This window comes from Marinomonas sp. ef1 (assembly GCF_002806845.1).
Classification (GTDB): domain Bacteria; phylum Pseudomonadota; class Gammaproteobacteria; order Pseudomonadales; family Marinomonadaceae; genus Marinomonas; species Marinomonas polaris.
In genome coordinates, this window is sequence record NZ_NHTT01000017.1 from 59,348 (window position 1) to 79,241 (window position 19,894).

Annotated in this window: 20 protein-coding genes; 14 read left to right on the plus strand and 6 right to left on the minus strand. The window is 43.2% G+C overall.

Annotated features, from left to right (window positions below; all coding sequences use genetic code 11):
- Window positions 1-33: 33 nt before the first annotated feature.
- The 5 genes from fliS to pseG are packed head-to-tail and all read left to right on the plus strand — an operon-like array spanning window position 34 to window position 4,903.
- On the plus strand, window positions 34-468 hold the full coding sequence (gene fliS / locus CCS02_RS19180) for a flagellar export chaperone FliS (RefSeq protein ID WP_072841134.1): 435 nt from the start codon (window positions 34-36) through the stop codon (window positions 466-468).
- Window positions 468-761, plus strand: a complete 294-nt coding sequence (locus CCS02_RS19185) for a hypothetical protein (protein WP_072841133.1) — start codon at window positions 468-470, stop codon at window positions 759-761. Before fliS ends, CCS02_RS19185 begins: the two co-directional genes overlap by 1 nt.
- On the plus strand, window positions 751-2,859 hold the full coding sequence (locus CCS02_RS19190) for a motility associated factor glycosyltransferase family protein (protein WP_100637458.1): 2,109 nt from the start codon (window positions 751-753) through the stop codon (window positions 2,857-2,859). The genes CCS02_RS19185 and CCS02_RS19190 overlap by 11 nt, the downstream gene beginning before the upstream one ends.
- Before the next feature lie 2 nt (window positions 2,860-2,861).
- On the plus strand, window positions 2,862-3,893 hold the full coding sequence (gene pseI / locus CCS02_RS19195) for a pseudaminic acid synthase (protein ID WP_100187828.1): 1,032 nt from the start codon (window positions 2,862-2,864) through the stop codon (window positions 3,891-3,893).
- The gene (pseG, locus tag CCS02_RS19200; RefSeq protein WP_100637459.1) at window positions 3,890-4,903 is read left to right on the plus strand and encodes a UDP-2,4-diacetamido-2,4,6-trideoxy-beta-L-altropyranose hydrolase; all 1,014 of its coding nucleotides are present in this window, start codon (window positions 3,890-3,892) and stop codon (window positions 4,901-4,903) included. The genes pseI and pseG overlap by 4 nt, the downstream gene beginning before the upstream one ends.
- Here the strand turns inward: pseG and pseF are convergent.
- The 4 genes from pseF to CCS02_RS19220 form a co-directional block, all read right to left on the minus strand.
- Window positions 4,878-5,609, minus strand: a complete 732-nt coding sequence (pseF, locus tag CCS02_RS19205) for a pseudaminic acid cytidylyltransferase (protein ID WP_100637460.1) — start codon at window positions 5,607-5,609, stop codon at window positions 4,878-4,880. The genes pseG and pseF overlap by 26 nt on opposite strands.
- A gap of 3 nt (window positions 5,610-5,612) precedes the next feature.
- Entirely contained in the window at window positions 5,613-6,800 is a 1,188-nt protein-coding gene (pseC, locus tag CCS02_RS19210) for a UDP-4-amino-4,6-dideoxy-N-acetyl-beta-L-altrosamine transaminase (protein WP_100637461.1), read from the minus strand.
- Window positions 6,787-7,782 (minus strand): UDP-N-acetylglucosamine 4,6-dehydratase (inverting), encoded by a 996-nt coding sequence (gene pseB / locus CCS02_RS19215; RefSeq protein ID WP_072841148.1) that lies wholly within the window; start codon window positions 7,780-7,782, stop codon window positions 6,787-6,789. Before pseB ends, pseC begins: the two co-directional genes overlap by 14 nt.
- A gap of 143 nt (window positions 7,783-7,925) precedes the next feature.
- Window positions 7,926-8,489 carry a DNA-3-methyladenine glycosylase I gene (locus CCS02_RS19220; RefSeq protein WP_100637462.1) on the minus strand — a complete coding sequence of 188 codons (564 nt, stop codon included), beginning with the start codon at window positions 8,487-8,489 and terminating at the stop codon, window positions 7,926-7,928.
- 126 nt (window positions 8,490-8,615) lie between these two features.
- On the opposite strand from CCS02_RS19220, the gene CCS02_RS19225 reads away from it, so the two are divergent.
- The 6 genes from CCS02_RS19225 to CCS02_RS19250 all read left to right on the plus strand — a co-directional run bounded on the left by CCS02_RS19225 (window position 8,616) and on the right by CCS02_RS19250 (window position 14,051).
- The gene (locus CCS02_RS19225; RefSeq protein ID WP_100187832.1) at window positions 8,616-9,236 is read left to right on the plus strand and encodes an NUDIX domain-containing protein; all 621 of its coding nucleotides are present in this window, start codon (window positions 8,616-8,618) and stop codon (window positions 9,234-9,236) included.
- 4 nt (window positions 9,237-9,240) lie between these two features.
- Window positions 9,241-10,221 carry an acetyltransferase gene (locus CCS02_RS19230; RefSeq protein WP_100637463.1) on the plus strand — a complete coding sequence of 327 codons (981 nt, stop codon included), beginning with the start codon at window positions 9,241-9,243 and terminating at the stop codon, window positions 10,219-10,221.
- 8 nt (window positions 10,222-10,229) lie between these two features.
- Window positions 10,230-10,700, plus strand: a complete 471-nt coding sequence (locus CCS02_RS19235) for a DUF1249 domain-containing protein (protein WP_232617158.1) — start codon at window positions 10,230-10,232, stop codon at window positions 10,698-10,700.
- A gap of 50 nt (window positions 10,701-10,750) precedes the next feature.
- Window positions 10,751-11,332 carry a YqiA/YcfP family alpha/beta fold hydrolase gene (locus CCS02_RS19240; RefSeq protein WP_100187834.1) on the plus strand — a complete coding sequence of 194 codons (582 nt, stop codon included), beginning with the start codon at window positions 10,751-10,753 and terminating at the stop codon, window positions 11,330-11,332.
- A gap of 132 nt (window positions 11,333-11,464) precedes the next feature.
- Window positions 11,465-13,363, plus strand: a complete 1,899-nt coding sequence (parE, locus tag CCS02_RS19245; protein WP_072841122.1) for a DNA topoisomerase IV subunit B — start codon at window positions 11,465-11,467, stop codon at window positions 13,361-13,363.
- Window positions 13,364-13,436: 73 nt separating this feature from the next.
- Window positions 13,437-14,051: a UPF0149 family protein gene (locus CCS02_RS19250; RefSeq protein ID WP_072841121.1), complete on the plus strand. Its 615-nt coding sequence runs from the start codon at window positions 13,437-13,439 to the stop codon at window positions 14,049-14,051.
- A 147-nt stretch (window positions 14,052-14,198) separates the two neighbouring features.
- Here the strand turns inward: CCS02_RS19250 and CCS02_RS19255 are convergent, their stop codons facing one another.
- The gene (locus CCS02_RS19255) at window positions 14,199-15,395 is read right to left on the minus strand and encodes an amino acid aminotransferase (RefSeq protein ID WP_100187835.1); all 1,197 of its coding nucleotides are present in this window, start codon (window positions 15,393-15,395) and stop codon (window positions 14,199-14,201) included.
- 179 nt (window positions 15,396-15,574) lie between these two features.
- Between CCS02_RS19255 and CCS02_RS19260 the strand changes: the two genes are divergently transcribed.
- Window positions 15,575-16,759: a methyltransferase gene (locus CCS02_RS19260; RefSeq protein ID WP_232728922.1), complete on the plus strand. Its 1,185-nt coding sequence runs from the start codon at window positions 15,575-15,577 to the stop codon at window positions 16,757-16,759.
- A 438-nt stretch (window positions 16,760-17,197) separates the two neighbouring features.
- Window positions 17,198-18,004 (plus strand): siderophore-interacting protein, encoded by an 807-nt coding sequence (locus CCS02_RS19265; protein ID WP_198515423.1) that lies wholly within the window; start codon window positions 17,198-17,200, stop codon window positions 18,002-18,004.
- A 119-nt stretch (window positions 18,005-18,123) separates the two neighbouring features.
- Here CCS02_RS19265 and CCS02_RS19270 read toward each other — a convergent pair whose 3' ends face one another.
- On the minus strand, window positions 18,124-18,822 hold the full coding sequence (locus tag CCS02_RS19270) for a pirin family protein (RefSeq protein WP_100637466.1): 699 nt from the start codon (window positions 18,820-18,822) through the stop codon (window positions 18,124-18,126).
- 133 nt (window positions 18,823-18,955) lie between these two features.
- On the opposite strand from CCS02_RS19270, the gene CCS02_RS19275 reads away from it, so the two are divergent.
- Window positions 18,956-19,876 carry a LysR substrate-binding domain-containing protein gene (locus CCS02_RS19275; protein WP_100637467.1) on the plus strand — a complete coding sequence of 307 codons (921 nt, stop codon included), beginning with the start codon at window positions 18,956-18,958 and terminating at the stop codon, window positions 19,874-19,876.
- Window positions 19,877-19,894: the final 18 nt, after the last annotated feature.

Below are 19,894 nucleotides of genomic sequence, written 5' to 3' on the forward strand. Positions count from 1 at the left end.
AAATTGTAATACACGTATTAAATGGGGTTGTCTATGTACAAGAGTAAAGGGATCCAAGCCTACAGAAAGGACTCAATCAAGTCTGATTTAGCGTCGGCTGACCCTCATCGCGTCATTCAGCTCTTAATGCAAGGTGCGCTTGAAAAGCTAGCGTTAGGCAAAGGTTGTATCGAACGTTCAGACTGGGAAGGAAAAGCTGCAGCATTAACTCGCGCTAGTGAAATTATTAATGCGTTGAGAGATGCATTAGACCGTGATGTTAATCCAGAGCTTGTTGATAATCTTGAGTCACTTTACGAATACATGATAGTTCGTATCACTGAAGCAAGCATTGCAAAAGATACTGGAATTCTTGATCAGGTAATGGGCCTTATTTTGCAAATTAAAGGTGCTTGGGATCAAATATCTACAGCTGATAAGCAAGCTGCTTATGAAGGCCAGACCGAAGCCCGAGTTGGAGCGGTTTAATGTTTGATATGTCTCACTTAACTGAGTTGAGTGCCGCATTAGAACAAAGTGTTATTGATAAAGACGTAGAAAAAATACAGCTATTATGTGAAGAAAATGATGGCTTTATTCGCTCCATTAGACCACTTTCTACTCCAAAGGATAATGAGCGGATAAAGCACTTTATATTGATACATCAATCTGCTATTCAGTTTATTCGTGATGTTCATGCGGAAATGCAAAAACAACTTTACCAAACTAATAAAACTCGTAAGAGTGTCAATAAGTACAAAGGCGTGAAAAATGCAGAATGAGGAAAATTTATCCTCTATTGATCAGGCTGAAGCATTTGCTTCGTTGTTTGAAAGAGGTGCATCACGCCTCAAAGAGCATGATCAAGAGTTGACTGAGCGATACATCAGAAACATGAATATGTTTTCTCAGATAATGCCTCACATCTTTGAATCCTTTCAAGATTACCAACCTAAAAAACGTCATATTTACATGGAAGAAAGCGGTGAGCTTAATCTTTACCGTGAAGATGTTGGTGTGCCACTTTTTTCGAAAAATCCAAGAGCTCAGTCTGCCGAAAGAGTAAATAGAGCCTTTATTAAGCCTAATAAAACGGTATTAAATCTAGAGCGCACAGCAAATCACCCAAGCCGCCATGTGTACTACAGTAATAAAATACTAGACCAAGTTGAGCAACAATCCGCAGGACTAGAGCCACAAAGTGGTTGGCCTGAGTTTGTTGGATCGGCAATATTGTTTGGCGTGGAGTTTGGTTATCAGCTTGAAATGATTCTTGCTGAGCGCGAGATAAAACACCTTTATCTGTATGAATGTGATTTGGATTTTTTCTATTACTCATTGTTTGCTATTGAGTGGCAGAATATTTTAGAAATCTGTAACCGTGATGGTCGTACCATTCATTTCTTTTTAGGTGTGAGTCCTGAAGAATTTACCGAAAAGTACCTTCGTCAATTAGAAGAGAATGGTTTCTTCATGGCGCCAGAAACTTTTCTTTATGTTGGTTATGGCAGCCCTGAGAATGATCTAGCGATTGAGTATTTTAAAAAACAGTATGCTCGTCAGGTCATGGGTTGGGGCTTTTTTGATGATGCACTGATTGGTATTGCGCAAGGCTTAAAGTCCTTACCTAAAACTAAAATCGCCCATTTTCAAGGCCGTGATGTTTTGCCTAAATGGGTGAGTAATATTCCTGTTTTCATTCTAGGAAATGGCCCATCTCTTGATCAAGGGATTGAATTAGTCAAAGAAGTGCGCGATCAAGTTCTGCTGATTTGCTGTGGTTCGACCATCAACACCTTAAAAAAATTAGGTGTGACACCTGATATCCATGTAGATATTGAACGCCTTAAACAAACGGTTGATAAGTTCCAATTTTTAGATCAAGACTATCTCGATAAAATTTGGGGATTGTCGGTAAATGTTATGCACCCCGGCTTGTTTGATTGCTTTAAACGCTCGGGCATGGCGATGAAACCAGGCGAAGCCATAACCTCTTTAATGTTAAATCAAGCACGCTCCCATGGTGATAGCAAAGAGTACGTACAGCTGAATTACTGTAATCCGGTGGTTGCTAACCTGGCACTGTCTTATGTTCATCTCTTTGGCTTTAACAATGTCTATTACCTTGGTGTAGACAATGGTTTCAAAGATAAAGGCAGCCATCACTCAGTTCACAGTGGATATTATAAAGACGGCAAAGAATCTGGCTTCCAAACTTTCCAAGAAGCAAAATTAGTAGAACGCGAAGGAAACTTCGGCGGCACAATTTACGCGACAGGGATTATGGATACTTCACGTGTTCAGTTGGAATCTCTTACTCGACAATTGAATAAGCGCCGTAATTTTGCCAGTTTTAATTTATCCGATGGCGCAAAAATCGAAGGCGTAACTCCCTTACGTTTTGAAGATGTTCTCATCATGGATCCTAAAATCGATCACACTAAAGTTATCGATATTCTAGAAAACGTATTTTTTACCGAACCGCCAGAGTCGTTAGTGGACCAGTCTGCCAATGCGCTTATTTCTGTAGATGACTTCCGTAAGATTAGTCGGGTTCTGCAACAGGGCTGGGATGAATCGATAACAACACGTGAGCAAGTATGTGATTTATTTTGGTCACATCATCGTCAGATTTATTTCTTGAAAGGAAGTATTCACCGTCATATTTATGATTTGTTAATCGGCTCTTTCACTTACTCCACTTTTTTGATCGTGCAGTTTTTGTTTAAGTATCAGGACGAAGCTGAAACCGTTGCTCGGGCTCGTCATTTATTTACGCCTTGGTGTGAATTCCTTGAAGAAATGCCAAGCATGCTTCAGCAAGCGTCTGAGTATGTAGATCAAGGTAATGATCATCTCATCACTTTTTATAATGGTTAATTATGTTCGAACCTATGTTTGAAAAAATGCCTTTTATTATTGCTGAGTTATCGGGCAATCATGACCAAGATTTTGAACTCGCCAAAGCCATGATTCATGCTGCGGCAGACGCAGGCGTGGATGCTATAAAACTGCAAACCTATACACCAGATACCATGACATTAGACGTGCGTCATGGCGAGTTTATGGTGTCTGAAAGTGATAGCTTGTGGCGTGGCTCCAACTTGTATGATCTATACAAAAAAGCCTCAACGCCTTGGGAGTGGCATAAGCCGTTGTTCGAATTGGCTGAGTCTTTAGGCTTAGTGGCATTTAGTTCGCCTTTCGATTTAAGCGCAGTGGCATTTTTAGAATCCATCGATGTGCCCTTGTATAAAATCGCTTCTTTTGAGATGACCGACATTCCGTTAATTCAAGCGGTAGCGAGAACCGGCAAGCCGATTATCATGTCCACTGGTATGGCAAGTGAAGAAGAAATAGCCGAAGCCGTAGCAACTATTAGAGCCATTGGTGATAATCCGTTAACACTGCTCAAATGCACCAGCACTTACCCTTCCAAAATAGAAGATTCCAACCTAGTCACTATGGCCGATTTAGCAGCAAAAACCGGTTGCCCAGTTGGATTATCTGACCATACCCAAGGCTTGGGGGCGGCTGTAGCTGCAACGGCGCTAGGTGCGACTGTCATCGAAAAGCACTTTGTTTTAGATCGTAGTGCTGGCGGGGTTGATGCTGAATTCTCTATGGAACCCGAAGAGATGAAAGCGCTAGTTGTCGCTTGTCGTGCGGCAAAAGCGGCGCTTGGTACAGTGACTTATGGTGGCTCAGATGCCGAGCAAGCTGCGAAGAAATACCGCCGCTCTATTTATGTGGCAGTAGATTTACCCGCTGGCACCATATTGACCGAAGAGCACCTGAAAATCATTCGTCCATCGTTCGGCCTCGCGCCGAAATATTGGCCAGAAGTGTTAGGTAAAACATTAATGGAAGATGCGCAAAAAGGTCAGCCGCTTGCTTGGGATATGATGGCGTGAAACTCTTGGTGCGAGCTGATGCTTCTGTCGAGATCGGTATGGGGCACAGAGTTCGCTGCCAAGCCTTGATTTATGCTTTTACCCAATTAGGTTGGCAATGTCAGTTTGTTGTGGATCGCCGCTATCAAGCCTTTGCTTCCCCTGAAGATTGTTTTATCGGTGGCCAATCTGAAAAAGAGTGTACTGAAAAAGAGTGTAAGACTGAGTTTCTATCTCTAGCAGAACAAGCTGATTTAGTGATCTTGGATCATTATGGCTACAGCTCTGATGATATTACTCAGCTTTATCAACATCAGGCCAACCTTCTGGTATTGGACGATATGAACGACAGAGGTGATTTTCCTGCCAAATGGCTTCTGAATCCTTTGCAGCAAGGTTATTCCAAGCAAATTGAATTCCCATTAACTGGAAGCCGATACGCGTTATTAAGACCTGCTTTCCAAAAGCTCCAATTAAGTCAAATTCCACCACAGCAATTGCTAATTACACTTGGTGGAACCGATCCGCTTGCTTTGACCTTGCCTATTTTAAATGCCTTGTTGACGTCAAGTTTTCCTACGAAAGACATTCAGGTTCTATTGGGTGCTAACGCCAAAAATGCCGACCAAGTGATCGGTTTTTGTCGTCACAATAGCATCGCTGTTGAACAAGGTTTAGCGGATGTCACTCCTTTGATGAAGCAAGCCAAGATGGCAATTTCTGCCGCTGGTGGCACCTTGCTTGAGTTGGCTTGCATGGGCGTGCCGACCGTCTTTGCTCAAGTGGCTGACAATCAAACTCGCTCTTTGGAGCAACATGTACCATTAGATTGGTGTCGTTCTATTCGTTTTGATAATGTGCCGGAAGAAGTGCGGCAGCAACGTATTGAACAGTTGGTTGAAGTGATTAATCGTTGCTGGTTAGATATTGAGTGGCAAGAAAATGCTCGTAAAACGGCTCGTGGTTTAGTCGATGGTGACGGTGCAAACCGCGTAGCAAAAACCATTAACTCATATTTTGCAGCTTCATGATTTGCGTTAAGCGCAACCAATCTTCTTCTGTGTCTAAATCCTGAATTCTATGTCTTGGTAATAATAAAGGCTTGGATTTAGGGCCAAATATTTCTTCATCAAACCAGTCTTGAGTGCTCGCCCAATAGAACTGCCCCGCATCATGAATAGCTTCGACTAAATCTTGTGAGCGTTTGCCAATGTGTTCAGGAAACATGGGGGCTAATTCGCCGTTTTCTTTGATGTGAAGTGCTCTTTGAATCGGGAATGCAAAGGTTGTGGCTGAAAAGCAAAATGCTGTGCTTTGGTCTAGTTGTGCCAAACCTTGCTGTAAATCTTCTGGCGCCAGCATTGGGCAAGTCGCATAAATCAAACAAGCTTGGTCTGGTGTTTTGCCTTCATCAATCAAACAGCGCAGCGCATGCTGCATTACCGGCGTTGTACCTGTCATGTGATCAGCCAAATCGGCAGGGCGAAAGAACGGAGTTTCTGCGCCAAATTTGCGTGCGACTTCTGCAATTTCTGCGTCGTCGGTAGAAACAATTACGCGATTGAATAACCCTGAAGTCATCGCTGTTTCGATGGAGTAACCGATCAAGGGCTTACCATCTAACAAGCGAATGTTTTTTCTTGGAATACGCTGTGACCCACCTCGGGCTGGAATCACTGCAACTCGATATGTCTCTTGATCTGCTTTGTTATATTGTGAGAGGGAGTTGTCTTTCATGGTTTAGGCTCTCATCACTCGATTAGCAATTAAAGCGTGTTTTAAAATCAGAGCTACACGCTCTTGTTGAGCATAAGTTAAGTCGGCAAAAAGCGGCAGGCTCAGTGTGCGGTCGTAGTAATCTTCCGCGATAGGGAAGTCGCCTTTTTTAAACCCAAGTTCTTGATAATAAGGTTGGGTGTGCACAGGAATGTAATGCACCTGAGTTCCAATGCCTGCTTGACGTAAAATATCAAAAACCCCTTTTCTGGCCGCCTTGTTGTGTTCTGGCAATAAAATCGGATACAAATGCAGTGCCGAGTAATTATCATCCGCTTGATAAGGCAAGGTAACAGGGTAGCTTTTTAACAACGCCTCATAGTAAGAAAATTGCTGATGACGGCGTTCGATAAAGTCATCTAAGCGCGATAATTGTGACAAGCCAAGAGCAGCTTGTAATTCCGTCATGCGGTAATTAAAGCCCAGCGTGTGTTGTTCATAGTACCAATCGCCTGGTATTTGCGTTAATTCATCAGGTGATTTGGTCGTACCTTGCTGAGCATGCGTACGCATGTGCTTAGCAAGCTGTTCGTTGTTGGTGATTGCCATGCCACCTTCAGCAGACGTGATGATTTTCACTGGATGAAAGCTGAAAATACATATATCACTGAATGTCCCATTGCCCACGTAATTGTCTTGGTATTTCGCACCAATCGCATGGGAAGCGTCTTCTATAATTCGAAAACCATATTCTTTTGATAAGGCGTGAATAGCTGCCATATCGCAAGATTGACCTGCGAAATGTACCGGAATCACGACTTTTGGTAATTTGTCTTGTTCTTTTGCTATGGCTAATTTTTCAGCCAATTTATTCGCACACATGTTGTAGGTACGAGGATCAATATCGACAAAATTTACGCTGGCGCCGCAATAACGTGCGCAATTAGCAGAAGCGATAAAGGTATTAGGTGATGTCCAAACCGTGTCGTTTGCTCCAACTCCTAACGCTAAGCAGGCTAGGTGCAAAGCGGATGTAGCGCTGTTTGCTGCCACACCATAACGAGCGCCGACCTTTGTGCAAATGGCTTGTTCAAACTCACTGACGCAAGGGCCTTGAGTCAAAAAGTCAGAACGGAGCGATTTTACGACGGCCGCAATGTCGTCTTCGCTAATGGATTGTCGGCCGTAGGGAATAAAATCAATGTGCGTCATCGAAGGTCAAAATCTCTTCAATACTTAAAAAGTGTGGGTTGCTGCCAGATTGATATTCATATCCTGGTTCAACCAACTCGCCCGTTTCGCCTAAACGGTTGTGAGCAAAATCCATGTCGTCTTGATAAAACTTAATGCTTGGCGAAATGACATAATGATCTTTAAATTCATAAGTATGGAAAGAATCATCCCCAGGGCACATTACTTCATGGAGCTTTTCACCGGGGCGAATACCAACATCTTTAGTTGGAATGTTTGGCGCATAGGCCGCGGCTAGATCTAAGATCCTCACAGAAGGGATTTTAGGAATAAAAATCTCACCACCGTGCATGCGTTGGAAGTTCTTCAATACAAAATCCACACCCATTGGTAGGGTGATCCAAAAGCGTGTCATGTCTGGGTGGGTAATTGGGATGGATTCTGCGCCATCAGCAACCAGCTTTTGGAAAAAAGGCACAACAGAGCCGCGAGATCCAACTACATTGCCGTAACGGACCACAGAGAAACGCGTGCGACCTTGTCCTACCATATTGTTGGCGGCGACAAACAACTTGTCAGAAGCGAGCTTGGTCGCGCCATAAAGGTTGATTGGCGCAGCGGCTTTGTCTGTTGATAAAGCGATGACTTTTTCAACATCATTAGCAATCGCTGCAGCAATTACATTTTCAGCACCATGAATGTTGGTTTTGATACATTCCATCGGGTTGTATTCTGCCGCTGGAACTTGTTTTAGTGCCGCAGCGTGAATGACAAAATCTACATCTCGCATGGCTTGAGTTAAACGATCTTTGTCTCGAACATCACCGATAAAATAGCGCATGCAAGAAGCATCAAAATCTTGCTGCATTTCATACTGCTTCAACTCATCACGAGAATAAATAACCAGTCGTTTAGGTTGGTAGTTGGCCAATAGTGTTTTCACATACTGACGACCGAAAGAGCCGGTGCCGCCAGTAATAAGAATGCTTTTGTTGTTAAACATGTTTTTTACCAAACTAAATAATGGAATTTGAAAGCCCAATGAGCATGGCCATTGTACAAAGAGTCTTTTTACTATATCGACTACTTTAGGCTAAACATTAATGAAATCAAGGAACTGCTATTGATTATAACTGCATAATCAATTTATTTTTTCTTTCGTGATATACAGTCTGCAATATGATCATTAACCATGCCTGTGGCCTGCATAAAAGCATAACAGGTCGTTGCGCCAAGAAATTTAAAGCCTCTTTTCTTTAAGTCTTTGGCAAAATGAGTCGACAATTCTGTCACCGCTGGCGCATCGGTGTGGATGTTTATCTGATTATCAATAATTTTGTTGTCGCTAAATGCCCAGTAATATTGGCTAAATGAGCCAAATTCGTCGACAATTTTTAAAAAAGCTTTGGCATTATTAATGGTTGCTTCAATTTTGGCGCGATGGCGAACGATACGTTCATCCAGTAATAACCGTTCTACGTCAGCTTCGGTCATGTTAGCGACTTTAACTGGGTCAAAACCATGAAAAAGCGCTCGGTAATCTTCTCGTTTGCGTAAAATAGTAATCCAGCTTAGACCTGCTTGAGCGCTTTCTAGTACAATGCACTCAAATAACGCTTGGTCGTCATAAATAGGGGTTCCCCATTCATTATCATGATAATGAATGTATTCAGGAGATCCTAAACACCAAGCGCAACGTATATTTTCCATTTACGACACTCCAAATTTGTAATTGCGACTTTTGTCATAGTGGCTTTTGTAACAGTTATTGCCAGAGTTGCGAATTAATCATATCAGACCACACTCAAAATAGTGGCCTGCTTAGGACGAGATAATATGAAGTTTAAACCGACGTACAGCAAAAAAGATGTTGAGGTATTAGCCGACGAATGTCTTTACAAAGGCTTCTTTGAAATGCGCAAATTGACCTTGAAACATAAAAAGTTTAACGGGGAATGGAGTCAGCCCATGACTCGAGAAATGATGGTGCGTAACGATGCTGTGTGCGTATTATTATTCGATCCAGTGGCGGATAAAGTTTTGCTGATTGAGCAATTTCGTCCTACCGTATTGAGAAGCGAATCGCCTTGGCTGCTTGAGTTAGTCGCGGGTATGGTAGAAGAAGGCGAAAGCGATGAAGATGTGGCACGACGTGAATCTTTCGAAGAAGCGGGAGTGACGGTAAAACGCCTTGAATACATGTTCAAGTTTGTGCCGTCGCCGGGTGGGTTGGTGGAGTACTTACGTATGTATGCGGGAGAATTCGATTCGAGTCTTGTTGATACCACGAAAGTTCATGGATTAGACGAAGAAAATGAAGACATCAAATTGCATCTTGTATCTTCTGAAGACGCTATTGCCTTGCTTAAGAATGATGTGGAAAACGCCAGTACTATTATGGGATTGCAGTGGTTTGCGTTAAATAAAAACGATCTGCTAAAACGTTGGTGCGCTTAAGTTGATGAAGTCAGAGGCATCTGTTTTTATAAATAAGAAGACGCTATTGCAGCCAGTTATTGGCCTTATTTCTTTTGCTTTTATGTGTAGCAATGTATTTTTCTGGGCCTTGTTGGTTCATCTTGTTGCGCCGTTATTATTACTAAAAAATACCCGCTACGAAAACTTTGCTGAGCGCTGTTTTAATTGTTTATATGATGGCTGGGTGGCTTCTTGTGAGTGGTGGTTTCAAAACATCTTAGGAATAAGATGGGAACTTGATGAAACGATGAAAGTAGATTTTGAGCATTGGCATTTGATCATTGCGAATCATCGATCTTGGGTCGATGTGTTCGTAATTTTTGCTCAGCTCAAAGGCCGTCGCCCTTTACCAAGAGTATTTATGAAACAAACTCTGATTTGGTTGCCGTTTGTTGGATCGGCGGCTTACATCATGGGGTTTCCTTTTATGAAGCGCTATACTAAAAAGCAAATTCAAAAGAACCCCAATTTAGCCGGTAAAGATTTAGCGACGACCAAACGGTCTTGTGTACGTCTTTTGAAACGTCCAAACTCTATAATGAGTTTTGTGGAAGGCACACGTTTTACTGAAGCTAAGCACAAACAACAGGCATCGCCTTATCATTGCTTATTAAAACCTAAGGCGGGAGGCGTCAGTTTCATATTGCAAACTATGCCAGAAGCCATAAAAAGCATTACTGATATCAATGTTTTGTATGAACAAAAGACCATAACCGGTTGGGATTTACTGTGTGGGCGAATTGGAAAAGTTAAGGTCATGGTGAGAGAAGTCGCCATACCAAATACGATGTTAACGCCAGAATACCAAGCAGCAAGCAGCGATAGAGAGCACTTTTTTACTTGGTTTAATCTATACTGGCACGATAAAGACACACGCATGAGTCATCAGCTAGACGCCTTAAAACAGGATGCTATGATTGGTTCAGAGCAAGATTTTTCAAAAGGAAATACGTCACAAGAGTGACAGATACTATGAAGACACAGAAAACATCGAAACAATATGTACCAGATTTGGTGAGTTTACAGCTGCTCGGCGAGTTGAATTACCGTCGTTTAGGGAAACTCATGCGCGGTCAAGAAGAGATGGATTCTTGGAACTTTTCTGTTCATAGTGCAGGCGACCAAGAGAGTCGTTTATGTTTGACGCTTGGCAAAGAAAGTCGTTTCACCTCTGAAATTGCATTAGAGTTTGGCCCTGAAATCCCTAAGAAACTACTATTCAAGACAACACTATCTATGACGGTGCGCTTGTATCATGATGTTGGTATTGCTGAGATTACTGATGGTCATAGACAATACAGTGGTACATACCCATATCCAAATGATGCGATGCTGCATCGAGACGAGAAATTTCGTTTAAACCAACAACTGGCTGATTTATTAGAGCTGTGTTTGAAGCATGGTCATAGATTGAATAACACCTTGTCTTTTCAGTTTGCCTGATCCTGACTTTAACCTTCGTAACTTAACCTAAGTAAAAAGACGAGATCCCTTTGACTGCTCTACTGTATATTCATGGTTTTAACAGCTCGGAACGTTCCCATAAGGCTACTGTGTTAGGGGATGCTGCGAAAAAAATGGGCTTGAGAGATGCTGTTATTTCTCCACGTTTGTCTTGGCAACCAGCGCAAGCTATTAAACAGTTGGAAGCGATAATTGAAGCCAATCAGCATCAGGGCATTACGTTAATCGGTAGTTCTCTTGGTGGATTTTATGCCGCGTATCTTGCCGAAAAATATCGTTTGAAGGCTATTTTGGTGAATCCTGCGGTGCAAGCTCCTGTATTGTTGCAAGATTTTCTGGGGCTACAGCTTAACCCTTATACCAATGAAGAATACGAATTAACTCAAGTGCATATGGTAGAGCTTGAGCAATTGGTAGTTACAGAACCGACAGCGGATTTGTATTGGCTGATGATTCAAGAAGGTGATGAAGTGCTGGACTATAAAGAAGCACTTAAAGCCTTTCCCAAAACAGCACGACTTACTCATGAAGAAAAAGGCGACCATAGTTTTACTGAATTTGAACGGTTTTCCGCAGAAATCCTTCGTTTTGCTGAAATATTAACCGAGTAAACTACTGCTTTTGTTGGACTATTTCACACTAAGTAAAACCAGTGATAGACTCTAGCCAATCTAATTTACACTCGTACGCGCTGTAGTATTTTGACGCTATGACGCACGATCAACTTGGAAGTAAAAACACGCATGTCTGCAAAAGAATATAACGCCGGATCGATAGAAGTTCTTAGTGGCTTAGAACCTGTACAAAAACGCCCAGGAATGTATACGGACACCTCACGGCCTAACCATCTAGGACAAGAAGTTATCGATAACTCCGTCGATGAAGCCTTGGCCGGTCATGCAGATCGCATTGAAGTCATCTTATACAAAGACGGTTCATTGAGCGTAGAAGATAACGGTCGAGGCATGCCAGTCGATATTCACCCAGAAGAGGGAATATCGGGTGTTGAGTTGATCCTGACTAAGCTTCACGCTGGTGGTAAATTTTCTGGTGATAATTACCAGTTCTCTGGTGGTTTGCACGGTGTCGGTGTATCGGTTGTTAACGCCTTATCTACTTCCTTAGAAGTCTGGGTAAGACGTAATGGCATCCAGTACCACATTGGTTTTGAAAATGGTTTTAAAACCTCAGAACTAAAAGAAGTCGGCACCGTCGGTAAGAAAAACACCGGTACTAAAGTAAAATTCACTGCCGACACCAAATATTTCGATAGCCCTAAGTTTTCCCTTTCTCGTCTAAAACATTTACTGAAAGCCAAAGCGGTACTTTGTTCAGGTCTTCATGTTGTTTTTATTGATCAAAGTGGCAGCGAAGAAGCTCGTGAAGAATGGTTTTATCAGGATGGCTTAAAAGATTACTTGGCGCAGGCCAATGACGGTTTTGTATTGCTTCCAGATGAGCCTTTCATTGGCGGTTTGACAGAAAAAACGCAAGGGGTAGATTGGGCAGTACAGTGGTTGCCTGAAGGTGGTGAGTTGGTAACAGAAAGTTATGTCAACTTGATCCCAACAGCGCAGGGCGGTACTCACGTTAACGGTTTACGAACTGGTTTGTTAGAAGCCATGCGTGAGTTTTGTGATTTCCATAGCCTGTTACCGCGAGGCATTAAGTTAACTGCGGAAGACGTTTGGGATCGTTGCAGCTACGTATTGTCGGCCAAAATTCAAGAACCACAATTTTCAGGTCAAACCAAAGAGCGCTTATCGTCTCGTCAAATCGTTGCGTTTATTTCCGCGACGGTAAAAGACTCATTTAGCCTTTGGTTGAACTCACATGTTGAAGACGGTAAAAAAATCGCCGACATCGTGATTAATAGCGCGCAAAAACGTCTAAAAGACAGTAAAAAAGTTGTGCGTAAACGAGTTACCCAAGGCCCAGCATTACCCGGTAAATTGGCAGATTGTTCTGGACAAGATTCCTCTCGAAGCGAACTTTTCCTCGTGGAAGGGGATTCTGCGGGTGGTTCTGCTAAACAAGCTCGCGAGAAAGACTTCCAAGCTATTTTGCCACTACGCGGTAAAATCTTAAATACTTGGGAAGTCGATTCTAACCAAGTTCTTGCCTCCCAAGAAATTCATGATATGTCCGTAGCGATTGGTGTCGATCCTGGTGAAGACGATCTAAGTGGTCTACGTTACGGAAAAATCTGTATTCTGGCCGATGCCGACTCGGATGGGTTGCATATCGCAACGCTGATTTGCGCCTTGTTTGTGCGTCACTTTCCGGCCTTGGTCAACGGCGGTCATGTATTTGTTGCTATGCCGCCTTTGTATCGAATCGACATCGGTAAAGAAGTTTACTACGCTCTAGATGACGAAGAAAAAGACATCACCTTGCACAAGATTGCTGCTGAAAACAAACGTGGTACGCCAAACGTACAACGGTTCAAAGGCTTGGGTGAGATGAATCCATCACAACTACGCGAAACCACCATGGCGCCAGACACGCGCCGCTTAATCCAGCTAACCATGGAAGATAAGCCGGATACTGATGAGCTTCTAGACAAACTGTTGTCGAAAAAACGTGCAGGGGATCGTAAAAACTGGCTAGAAACCTACGGTAACTTGGCGATCGTTGATTGATAGAACAACGGCTATCGCTTTTGCCCAAGCAAGCTAAAATATATGCATAGCTCAACTAAATGGAAACGAATGAATGTCTGAAGAAAAAGACGATGATGTCATCAGCGAAGAAGTCCTTTACGAAAAAATAGATCACTATTTATTGACATTCGGGACAGATCGCTCACTGATGTGTGTATCGGAGTTAGATGGCTTTTTAACGGCGTTGGGTTGCTCTGTACAAGAGTTAGAACCAGATGTTTGGCTAAACGCTATTTGGGGCGCGGACGAAGATCAGCCTGTTTGGGAGTCAACCGAACAAGAGGATGAATTTCTGAGCCTTGTGCTTATCATGTATATGGAAACTATGAATAGCTTGTTGTTTGGGGATTTTTATCCAGTGTATCTAGAGCAAGAAGTTGATGGTGAATACACTTTATTAGTTGAAGAATGGTGTGTTGGCTTTATTCGTGGCGCCAAACTGATCGGTTTAGGGATCGGTGGTGATCGAGAGTTTTTCGATGAAGTCCTAGCGCCAGTGCGTTTATTTGGCACTGAAGCGGGTTGGGACAAGCTTGAAACTATGGTGACGGCAGAGGTTACTTTCTGGAGAGAAACCTTAGAGCCTTCGATATTGCGCTTGGTACAGCATTATCACCCTGAAATGCAAACCGGTACAAAAAACAAAGAAACTCGCGTTCTGCATTAAGTTTTTCATCACTTAGGCAAATTGCTTTATTAGGTGCGTTTTATCTAAAAGCAGCAATAAAAAACCGTGATCTGGTTAGATCACGGTTTTTTGTTTTAGAGCTGTGTTTTAAAAGCAATGATGTTTAAAAAGAGAGATCTTTTTAAATTAACCAACAACTTTTGCAATGCTTTCGCACAAATAATCTATGTTATTATCACTTACACCGGCAATGCTCATACGGCCAGTGTCGGCAATGTAAATCGCGTATTCGCTGCGTAATGTACGAACTTGCTCTAGCGTTAAACCAGAGTAAGAGAACATGCCGCGCTGATCCTTGATGAAGCTAAAGTCTTTGCTCACGCCAGACGCAGCCAATTTAACTACTAGCTTTTCACGCAAACCGTTAATACGATCTCGCATAGCAGCAACTTCTAAAATCCACTCAGCTTTTAGTTCTGGGTTGCTCATGATGGTATAAACTACTGCCGCACCGTGAGCAGGAGGCATAGAGTAGTTCGCACGAATAGCTTGACCAATAATAGAGAATGCAGCATTGGCTTCATCAGCAGACGCAGCAATAACGCTCAAACCACCACAACGTTCACGGTAAATGCCGAAGTTTTTCGAGAAAGAGTTTGCGATCAGCATATCTTGAACATTGGCAGCCATATAACGCAAGCCAGCTAAATCTTCATCTAAACCGTCGCCAAAACCTTGGTATGCCGCATCGACCAATGGCAACAAACCGCGTTTGTTAACGAAATCGGTTAGGACTTTCCAGTGATCGAATTGCAAGTCGATACCTGTTGGGTTGTGGCAGCAAGCATGAAGCAACAACACATCACCTTCTTTTACTTCGGCTTCTAGCTTCGCCATCATGTCATCAAAACGTAGGCCATTTGTCGCTGGATCGTAATATGGGTAGTCTTTTACTTCTACGCCAGCAGAGTCAAAAATAGACTTGTGGTTACCCCAAGTTGGATCACTTACCCAAAGGCGAGCACCTTTTAAGTTTGCGCTGATAAAATCCGCTGCAACTTTTAATGCGCCTGTACCGCCAGGTGTTTGTGTAGAGCGAATACGACCAGAAGTGATCAGTTCATTGCCTTCGCCTAAAATCAAATCTTTGATAATGGCTTCAAACTCGGTAGCACCGTAAATACCTAGATAGCTTTTAGAGTCTTCTTGTTCAAGCAAAATAGATTCGGCTTTTTTTACCGTATTTAAAATCGGTGTATGGCCATTATCGTCTTTATAAACACCTACACCCAAATCGATTTTTTTCGGATTTGGATCTTGTTTGTGAGCCATAATAAGAGCTAAAAGAGGGTCGCCTGAAACGGCTTTAAGATGCTTGAACATGATAGTTACGGGGTCCTTATTTTATGTCACAGGAAAATCGCTGTGAATATAATCGTTGCGTGAATAGCCTCTTCATTTTGCCGTTTTTATGACAAAATACAATGCAAGCGAGAGGGAAATTTCCTCAATACTGTAAAGAAAAAAAGACACCTAGTTTTTCCTCCCCGACGAGCCAGTTTATGACCTCTTTCCAACAGCGTTTTCAATCACTTGATACTTGGCTAAAAACGCATACTCAACTCTGGCAATTTGATACCTTTGCTCGGCTTGATAACCCTTGGAAAAATACCTATCCAGAGTTATCGGCTCTTTTAGAGCAAGATAGTTTAGAAAAGGAAAACGAGAGTTTCTACGCCGAAGTGTTTCGACTCTGCCCAGACCTACAAGCCGCGCTTAATTTTTCAAAGTCTGATTTACTTGATAAATCACCGCAGCGAACACTTACTAATAATGTGCCAAATTATGTCTCAGCAGGAATAAAGGGCCGTAAATGGTCTCAAATCCAAGCCTTTGTAGCACACACACCAAAAGCCAATAGCTATGTGGAATGGTGCGCGGGAAAAGGCCACTTGGGCAAATTATTAGCCTTTCAAGATAACAAACCAATCCACAGCCTCGAATGGCAAAAGACGTTGTGCGAAGCGGGCGAACAAGAAGCCAAGCGACTAAAACTTCCGCAGACCTTCACTCATGCCGATGTGCTAAAAGGCGAAGGGCGACCCGCGTTAGCAAACGCTCACAGTGCCGTCGCGCTCCATGCCTGTGGAGATTTACATCGTGAACTGATCGAACAGGCTGTTGACGCGAACACTGCAATGCTTTGTATTTCCCCTTGCTGTTATCACCTGACGCAAGCAAGCTACTATCAGCCATTATCACAAACTGCCCAACAATCGGCACTGACTCTGCGCCAAGCCGACCTTAAACTTGCCGTCAAAGAAGTCGCCACCGCTGGTGCACGTGAGCAACGCCTCAAACAACTGGAACTCACTTACCGCCTCGGCTTCGACGCATGGCAACGCCACGCCCGCCAGCAAGACGACTACCTCCCCGTTCCCTCTATTCAAAAAGCCTTACTCAACCAAAGCTTCGATGCCTTTTGCCATTGGGCCGCTGAGCAAAAAGGACTAACGGACTTAACCTCTAAAATCTCTTTTGAAAACTTCGAAAGCGTCGGAGAAGCTCGCTATCAACAAATTCAAAAACTCGAAGCCATCAGCCAACTTTTTCGCCCTGCACTGGAATACTGGCTCGTCCTCGACCGCGCCATGTACCTAGAAGAAAACGGCTATCAAGTCGAGATAGGAAAATTCTGTGAGAAAAGCCTAACCCCAAGGAACTGGATGATTAGGGCAGAGCGTTGAGCAAATAAGTAGGTGGAGAAGGGCTTAACCGCATTTAACCCTTAAGCTGCGTGTTCACCGCCGAACAGGCGGCTTAGGTTTATGTCATTAGATGGCTGAGGCTGATGCTTTGACGAGCCATGATTGTTTTGTCTTGGTGTATATTTGTATCAAAAATACACTAAGAGAAGATGTGTTTGGCAGTCCTCTAAAAACTGTTTGGTTTTGTTTGGTGCTTCGCTGAAAAGCCTGAAGGCTTCATGGATATAAAAAATTGTGCGACATGAGAACTCTGCGGAACTTAAGCTCTGATTTTCTTTATTTATTGATAAAGGTTATCATTCGTATTTGTTTGATTTGTACCTTCTGATGCTTTTCTTTTGATTAGCATTTTAGGTATAGGTACTTTTCGTACTTTATAAGCGAGTTTTAGCTCCTAGAATGGACAGAGGATGCATAGTGTCAATATTAAAGCATGAGCGTATTCAGGTACCCTTAAAGCAGCGTGTTGCAAGGGTTATTAAGTTAAAAGATTTGTCATCGACATTACGACGAGTGACTTTGCAAGGAGAGGATTTTCAAGGTTTTGGTTTTCATCCGTTAGCACCAGAAGCCCATGTTAAGCTTTTTTTTCCAAATGCGGCTGATGATGTACTTCGTATGCCGGAAGTATTGGATGATGGAAATGCGGACTGGCAAGGTGCGGCTGAAGGACGCTTTTCAGCATTTCGTGATTATACTATTCGTTCTTTTGATGCAGATTTGCTAACAGTCGATATTGATTTTGTTTTACATGACGTCGGAGTTGGTGGGCCTTGGGCGAAACAGGCAAAAGTGGGTGATTTATTGGGGATATTCGGACCAAGGTCTGTTAGGTTGCCGCCTCTTGATGCTTTGAAATATGTGTTTTTTGTTGATGAAACAAGTCTTCCTGCTTTAGCTCGTTGGTTAGAAATTTTGCCAGAGTCTGCCAATATTGAGGCTTGGATAGAAGTACATTCAGCGAGTAGCGAGATTTCTTTACCAGCGCATATTGGCGCTAACTTACATTGGCTTCACCGCAACAATGAACAAGAAAACCATCTATATGGCCGTTTATTGCTTGATGCTTTAGATAATTTGCCGAGTGGTTGGGCATGCGAAAAAACTTGGGTATGGGCTGCAACGGAAGCGCATGCGATTGTTCAGTTGAGACGCAAGCTGATGAATATAGATGCCCTTAATAAGGATCATTTGGATTTAGTTGCCTATTGGAAGCAAGTTTAAAAAAGAATAGTGAATCTCGCGACATTAAGAATGCCGCGTGATTCAACTTTTTATTGAAGTTTAAACCCGTGGAAATATACGGGTTTAAATGTTTATACAATTCAATCACCCAAGTTCAATCAAACCAAGTCAAAAAGCAGTGCTTTGATGCGTTGCTCGCTTAGTCTTTCGAAGTTAATTTCTGACACGTTTTCAATTTTCGCGCCGTCGCCAGGTTGTATGGTGATGCCGTCGCCTAGGGACAGTTCGCCTTCGATCAGGTGCACATAGTAGTGGCGATTGTTGTCTGCTTGCCATGTGGCTTTTTGTTGATCTTCAAGGATCAGTTGGATCAGTTGCATGTCTTGCTTAACTTGCAAGGTGCCATTTGCGCCATCTGGTGTGATGACGGTGGTAAAGCCTTGCGCTTGGCTAAAGGCTTTCTGTTGGTAGCCGGGTTCTCCACCTAGTTGGTTGGGTTGAATCCAAATTTGTAGGAATTTCAGCATGTCTTTTTTAGAGGCATTGAATTCACTATGGTAAACCCCTTTGCCTGCCGACATTAGTTGGTATTCACCTGCTGGCAATTCTTTTATGTTGCCTGCGCTGTCTTTATGAGCGATTTTACCTGCTAGTACTAGGCTGATAATTTCCATGTCTTTGTGGCCATGAGTTTCAAAACCAGCGCCTGGCGTTACTGTGTCATCGTTGATGACGCGAAGGTTTGAAAAGCCCATTTGTTGAGGATCATAGTAGCTGCCAAAAGAAAATGTATGATTGCTGTCTAACCAACCAAAGTTTGCGTGTCCACGGTCTTGTGCGTTGCGAATAGTGATCATGGTATTTCTCCTATTAGTTACCGGAAGACAGAGTGGCTTGCGGTGTATGAAGTGAGTGTAGGCGTTGGTAAAAAGAAAGAAAATCGGAAGGTTTTGAGCTAGTATTTCAAAAAATTTGAATAAAGGTTGAGCTATGGCATACGCGGTCACATTGGAAGCATTACGGGTGTTGGAGGCGATTCATCAGTTGGGCAGTTTTGCGGCCGCAGCGGATGCTTTGTTCAAAGTGCCGTCTGCATTGACCTATACGGTGAAGAAGCTGGAAGATGATTTGGGTGTGGCTTTGTTTGATAGATCACGACAAAAAGCCGTGTTAACACCAGCAGGGCATTTGGTGCTGGAGCAAGGTCGAGCAATTTTAGAAGCAGCCATGCGATTAGAAGATTCGATCAAGCAGTTTGAGTCAGGCTGGGAGCCAAAGCTGAGAATCGCCCGTGATACAGTGCTGTTAGAGTCGCCTTTGATGTCGGTGGTTGGGGATTTCTTATCGCAGAATCGACCGGTGGAGTTGAGCTTATCTGAAGAAGCCGTCGGCGGAGGTTGGGATGCATTGCAAGACGATAGGGCTGATTTGGTCATCGGCGCGACGGGTGAGCTTCCTAAGGGAAATGTCCATATTCGCGCCATTGGTGAAATAGAATTTGTGTTCGCCGTATCACCGACGCATCCGTTGGCGTTGACCGACGGGATGATTACCGCCGCGCAATTGCGTCAATATCCTTCTATTGTTGTTGCTGATAGTTCAAAAATTTTGCCAGCGCGTAGCAGTGGGATTTTTGAGAGTCGGCAAGTGCTTAGGGTCGATACCATGCGCAGTAAAATTCAAGCGCAATGTTTGGGTTTAGGCGTAGGGTATTTGCCGAAACATCGCATTGCTGATGAGCTGAGTTCTGGGCGTTTGGTGTTGCGTCAGTGTGAGTTGCCAAGGCCGAATCAGATGGCGTACTTGGCATGGCGTAAAGATGATCCGGGCAAAGGTTTGTCGTGGTTTGTAGAGCAATTGGCAATTCAGGATTGGCAGCTTTGTCATTCTCGCGAAGGAGGCTTTCGTTAAACGAATTCCGTCGATCTT

Coding starts and splice junctions, on each gene's coding strand:
- fliS (WP_072841134.1), top strand. CDS start 34: ATGTACAAGAGTAAAGGGATCCAAGCCTACAGAAAGGACTCAATCAAG.
- CCS02_RS19185 (WP_072841133.1), top strand. CDS start 468: ATGTTTGATATGTCTCACTTAACTGAGTTGAGTGCCGCATTAGAACAA.
- CCS02_RS19190 (WP_100637458.1), top strand. CDS start 751: ATGCAGAATGAGGAAAATTTATCCTCTATTGATCAGGCTGAAGCATTT.
- pseI (WP_100187828.1), top strand. CDS start 2,862: ATGTTCGAACCTATGTTTGAAAAAATGCCTTTTATTATTGCTGAGTTA.
- pseF (WP_100637460.1), bottom strand. CDS start 5,609: ATGAAAGACAACTCCCTCTCACAATATAACAAAGCAGATCAAGAGACA.
- pseC (WP_100637461.1), bottom strand. CDS start 6,800: ATGACGCACATTGATTTTATTCCCTACGGCCGACAATCCATTAGCGAA.
- pseB (WP_072841148.1), bottom strand. CDS start 7,782: ATGTTTAACAACAAAAGCATTCTTATTACTGGCGGCACCGGCTCTTTC.
- CCS02_RS19220 (WP_100637462.1), bottom strand. CDS start 8,489: ATGGAAAATATACGTTGCGCTTGGTGTTTAGGATCTCCTGAATACATT.
- CCS02_RS19225 (WP_100187832.1), top strand. CDS start 8,616: ATGAAGTTTAAACCGACGTACAGCAAAAAAGATGTTGAGGTATTAGCC.
- CCS02_RS19230 (WP_100637463.1), top strand. CDS start 9,241: ATGAAGTCAGAGGCATCTGTTTTTATAAATAAGAAGACGCTATTGCAG.
- CCS02_RS19235 (WP_232617158.1), top strand. CDS start 10,230: ATGAAGACACAGAAAACATCGAAACAATATGTACCAGATTTGGTGAGT.
- parE (WP_072841122.1), top strand. CDS start 11,465: ATGTCTGCAAAAGAATATAACGCCGGATCGATAGAAGTTCTTAGTGGC.
- CCS02_RS19250 (WP_072841121.1), top strand. CDS start 13,437: ATGTCTGAAGAAAAAGACGATGATGTCATCAGCGAAGAAGTCCTTTAC.
- CCS02_RS19255 (WP_100187835.1), bottom strand. CDS start 15,395: ATGTTCAAGCATCTTAAAGCCGTTTCAGGCGACCCTCTTTTAGCTCTT.
- CCS02_RS19260 (WP_232728922.1), top strand. CDS start 15,575: ATGACCTCTTTCCAACAGCGTTTTCAATCACTTGATACTTGGCTAAAA.
- CCS02_RS19270 (WP_100637466.1), bottom strand. CDS start 18,822: ATGATCACTATTCGCAACGCACAAGACCGTGGACACGCAAACTTTGGT.
- CCS02_RS19275 (WP_100637467.1), top strand. CDS start 18,956: ATGGCATACGCGGTCACATTGGAAGCATTACGGGTGTTGGAGGCGATT.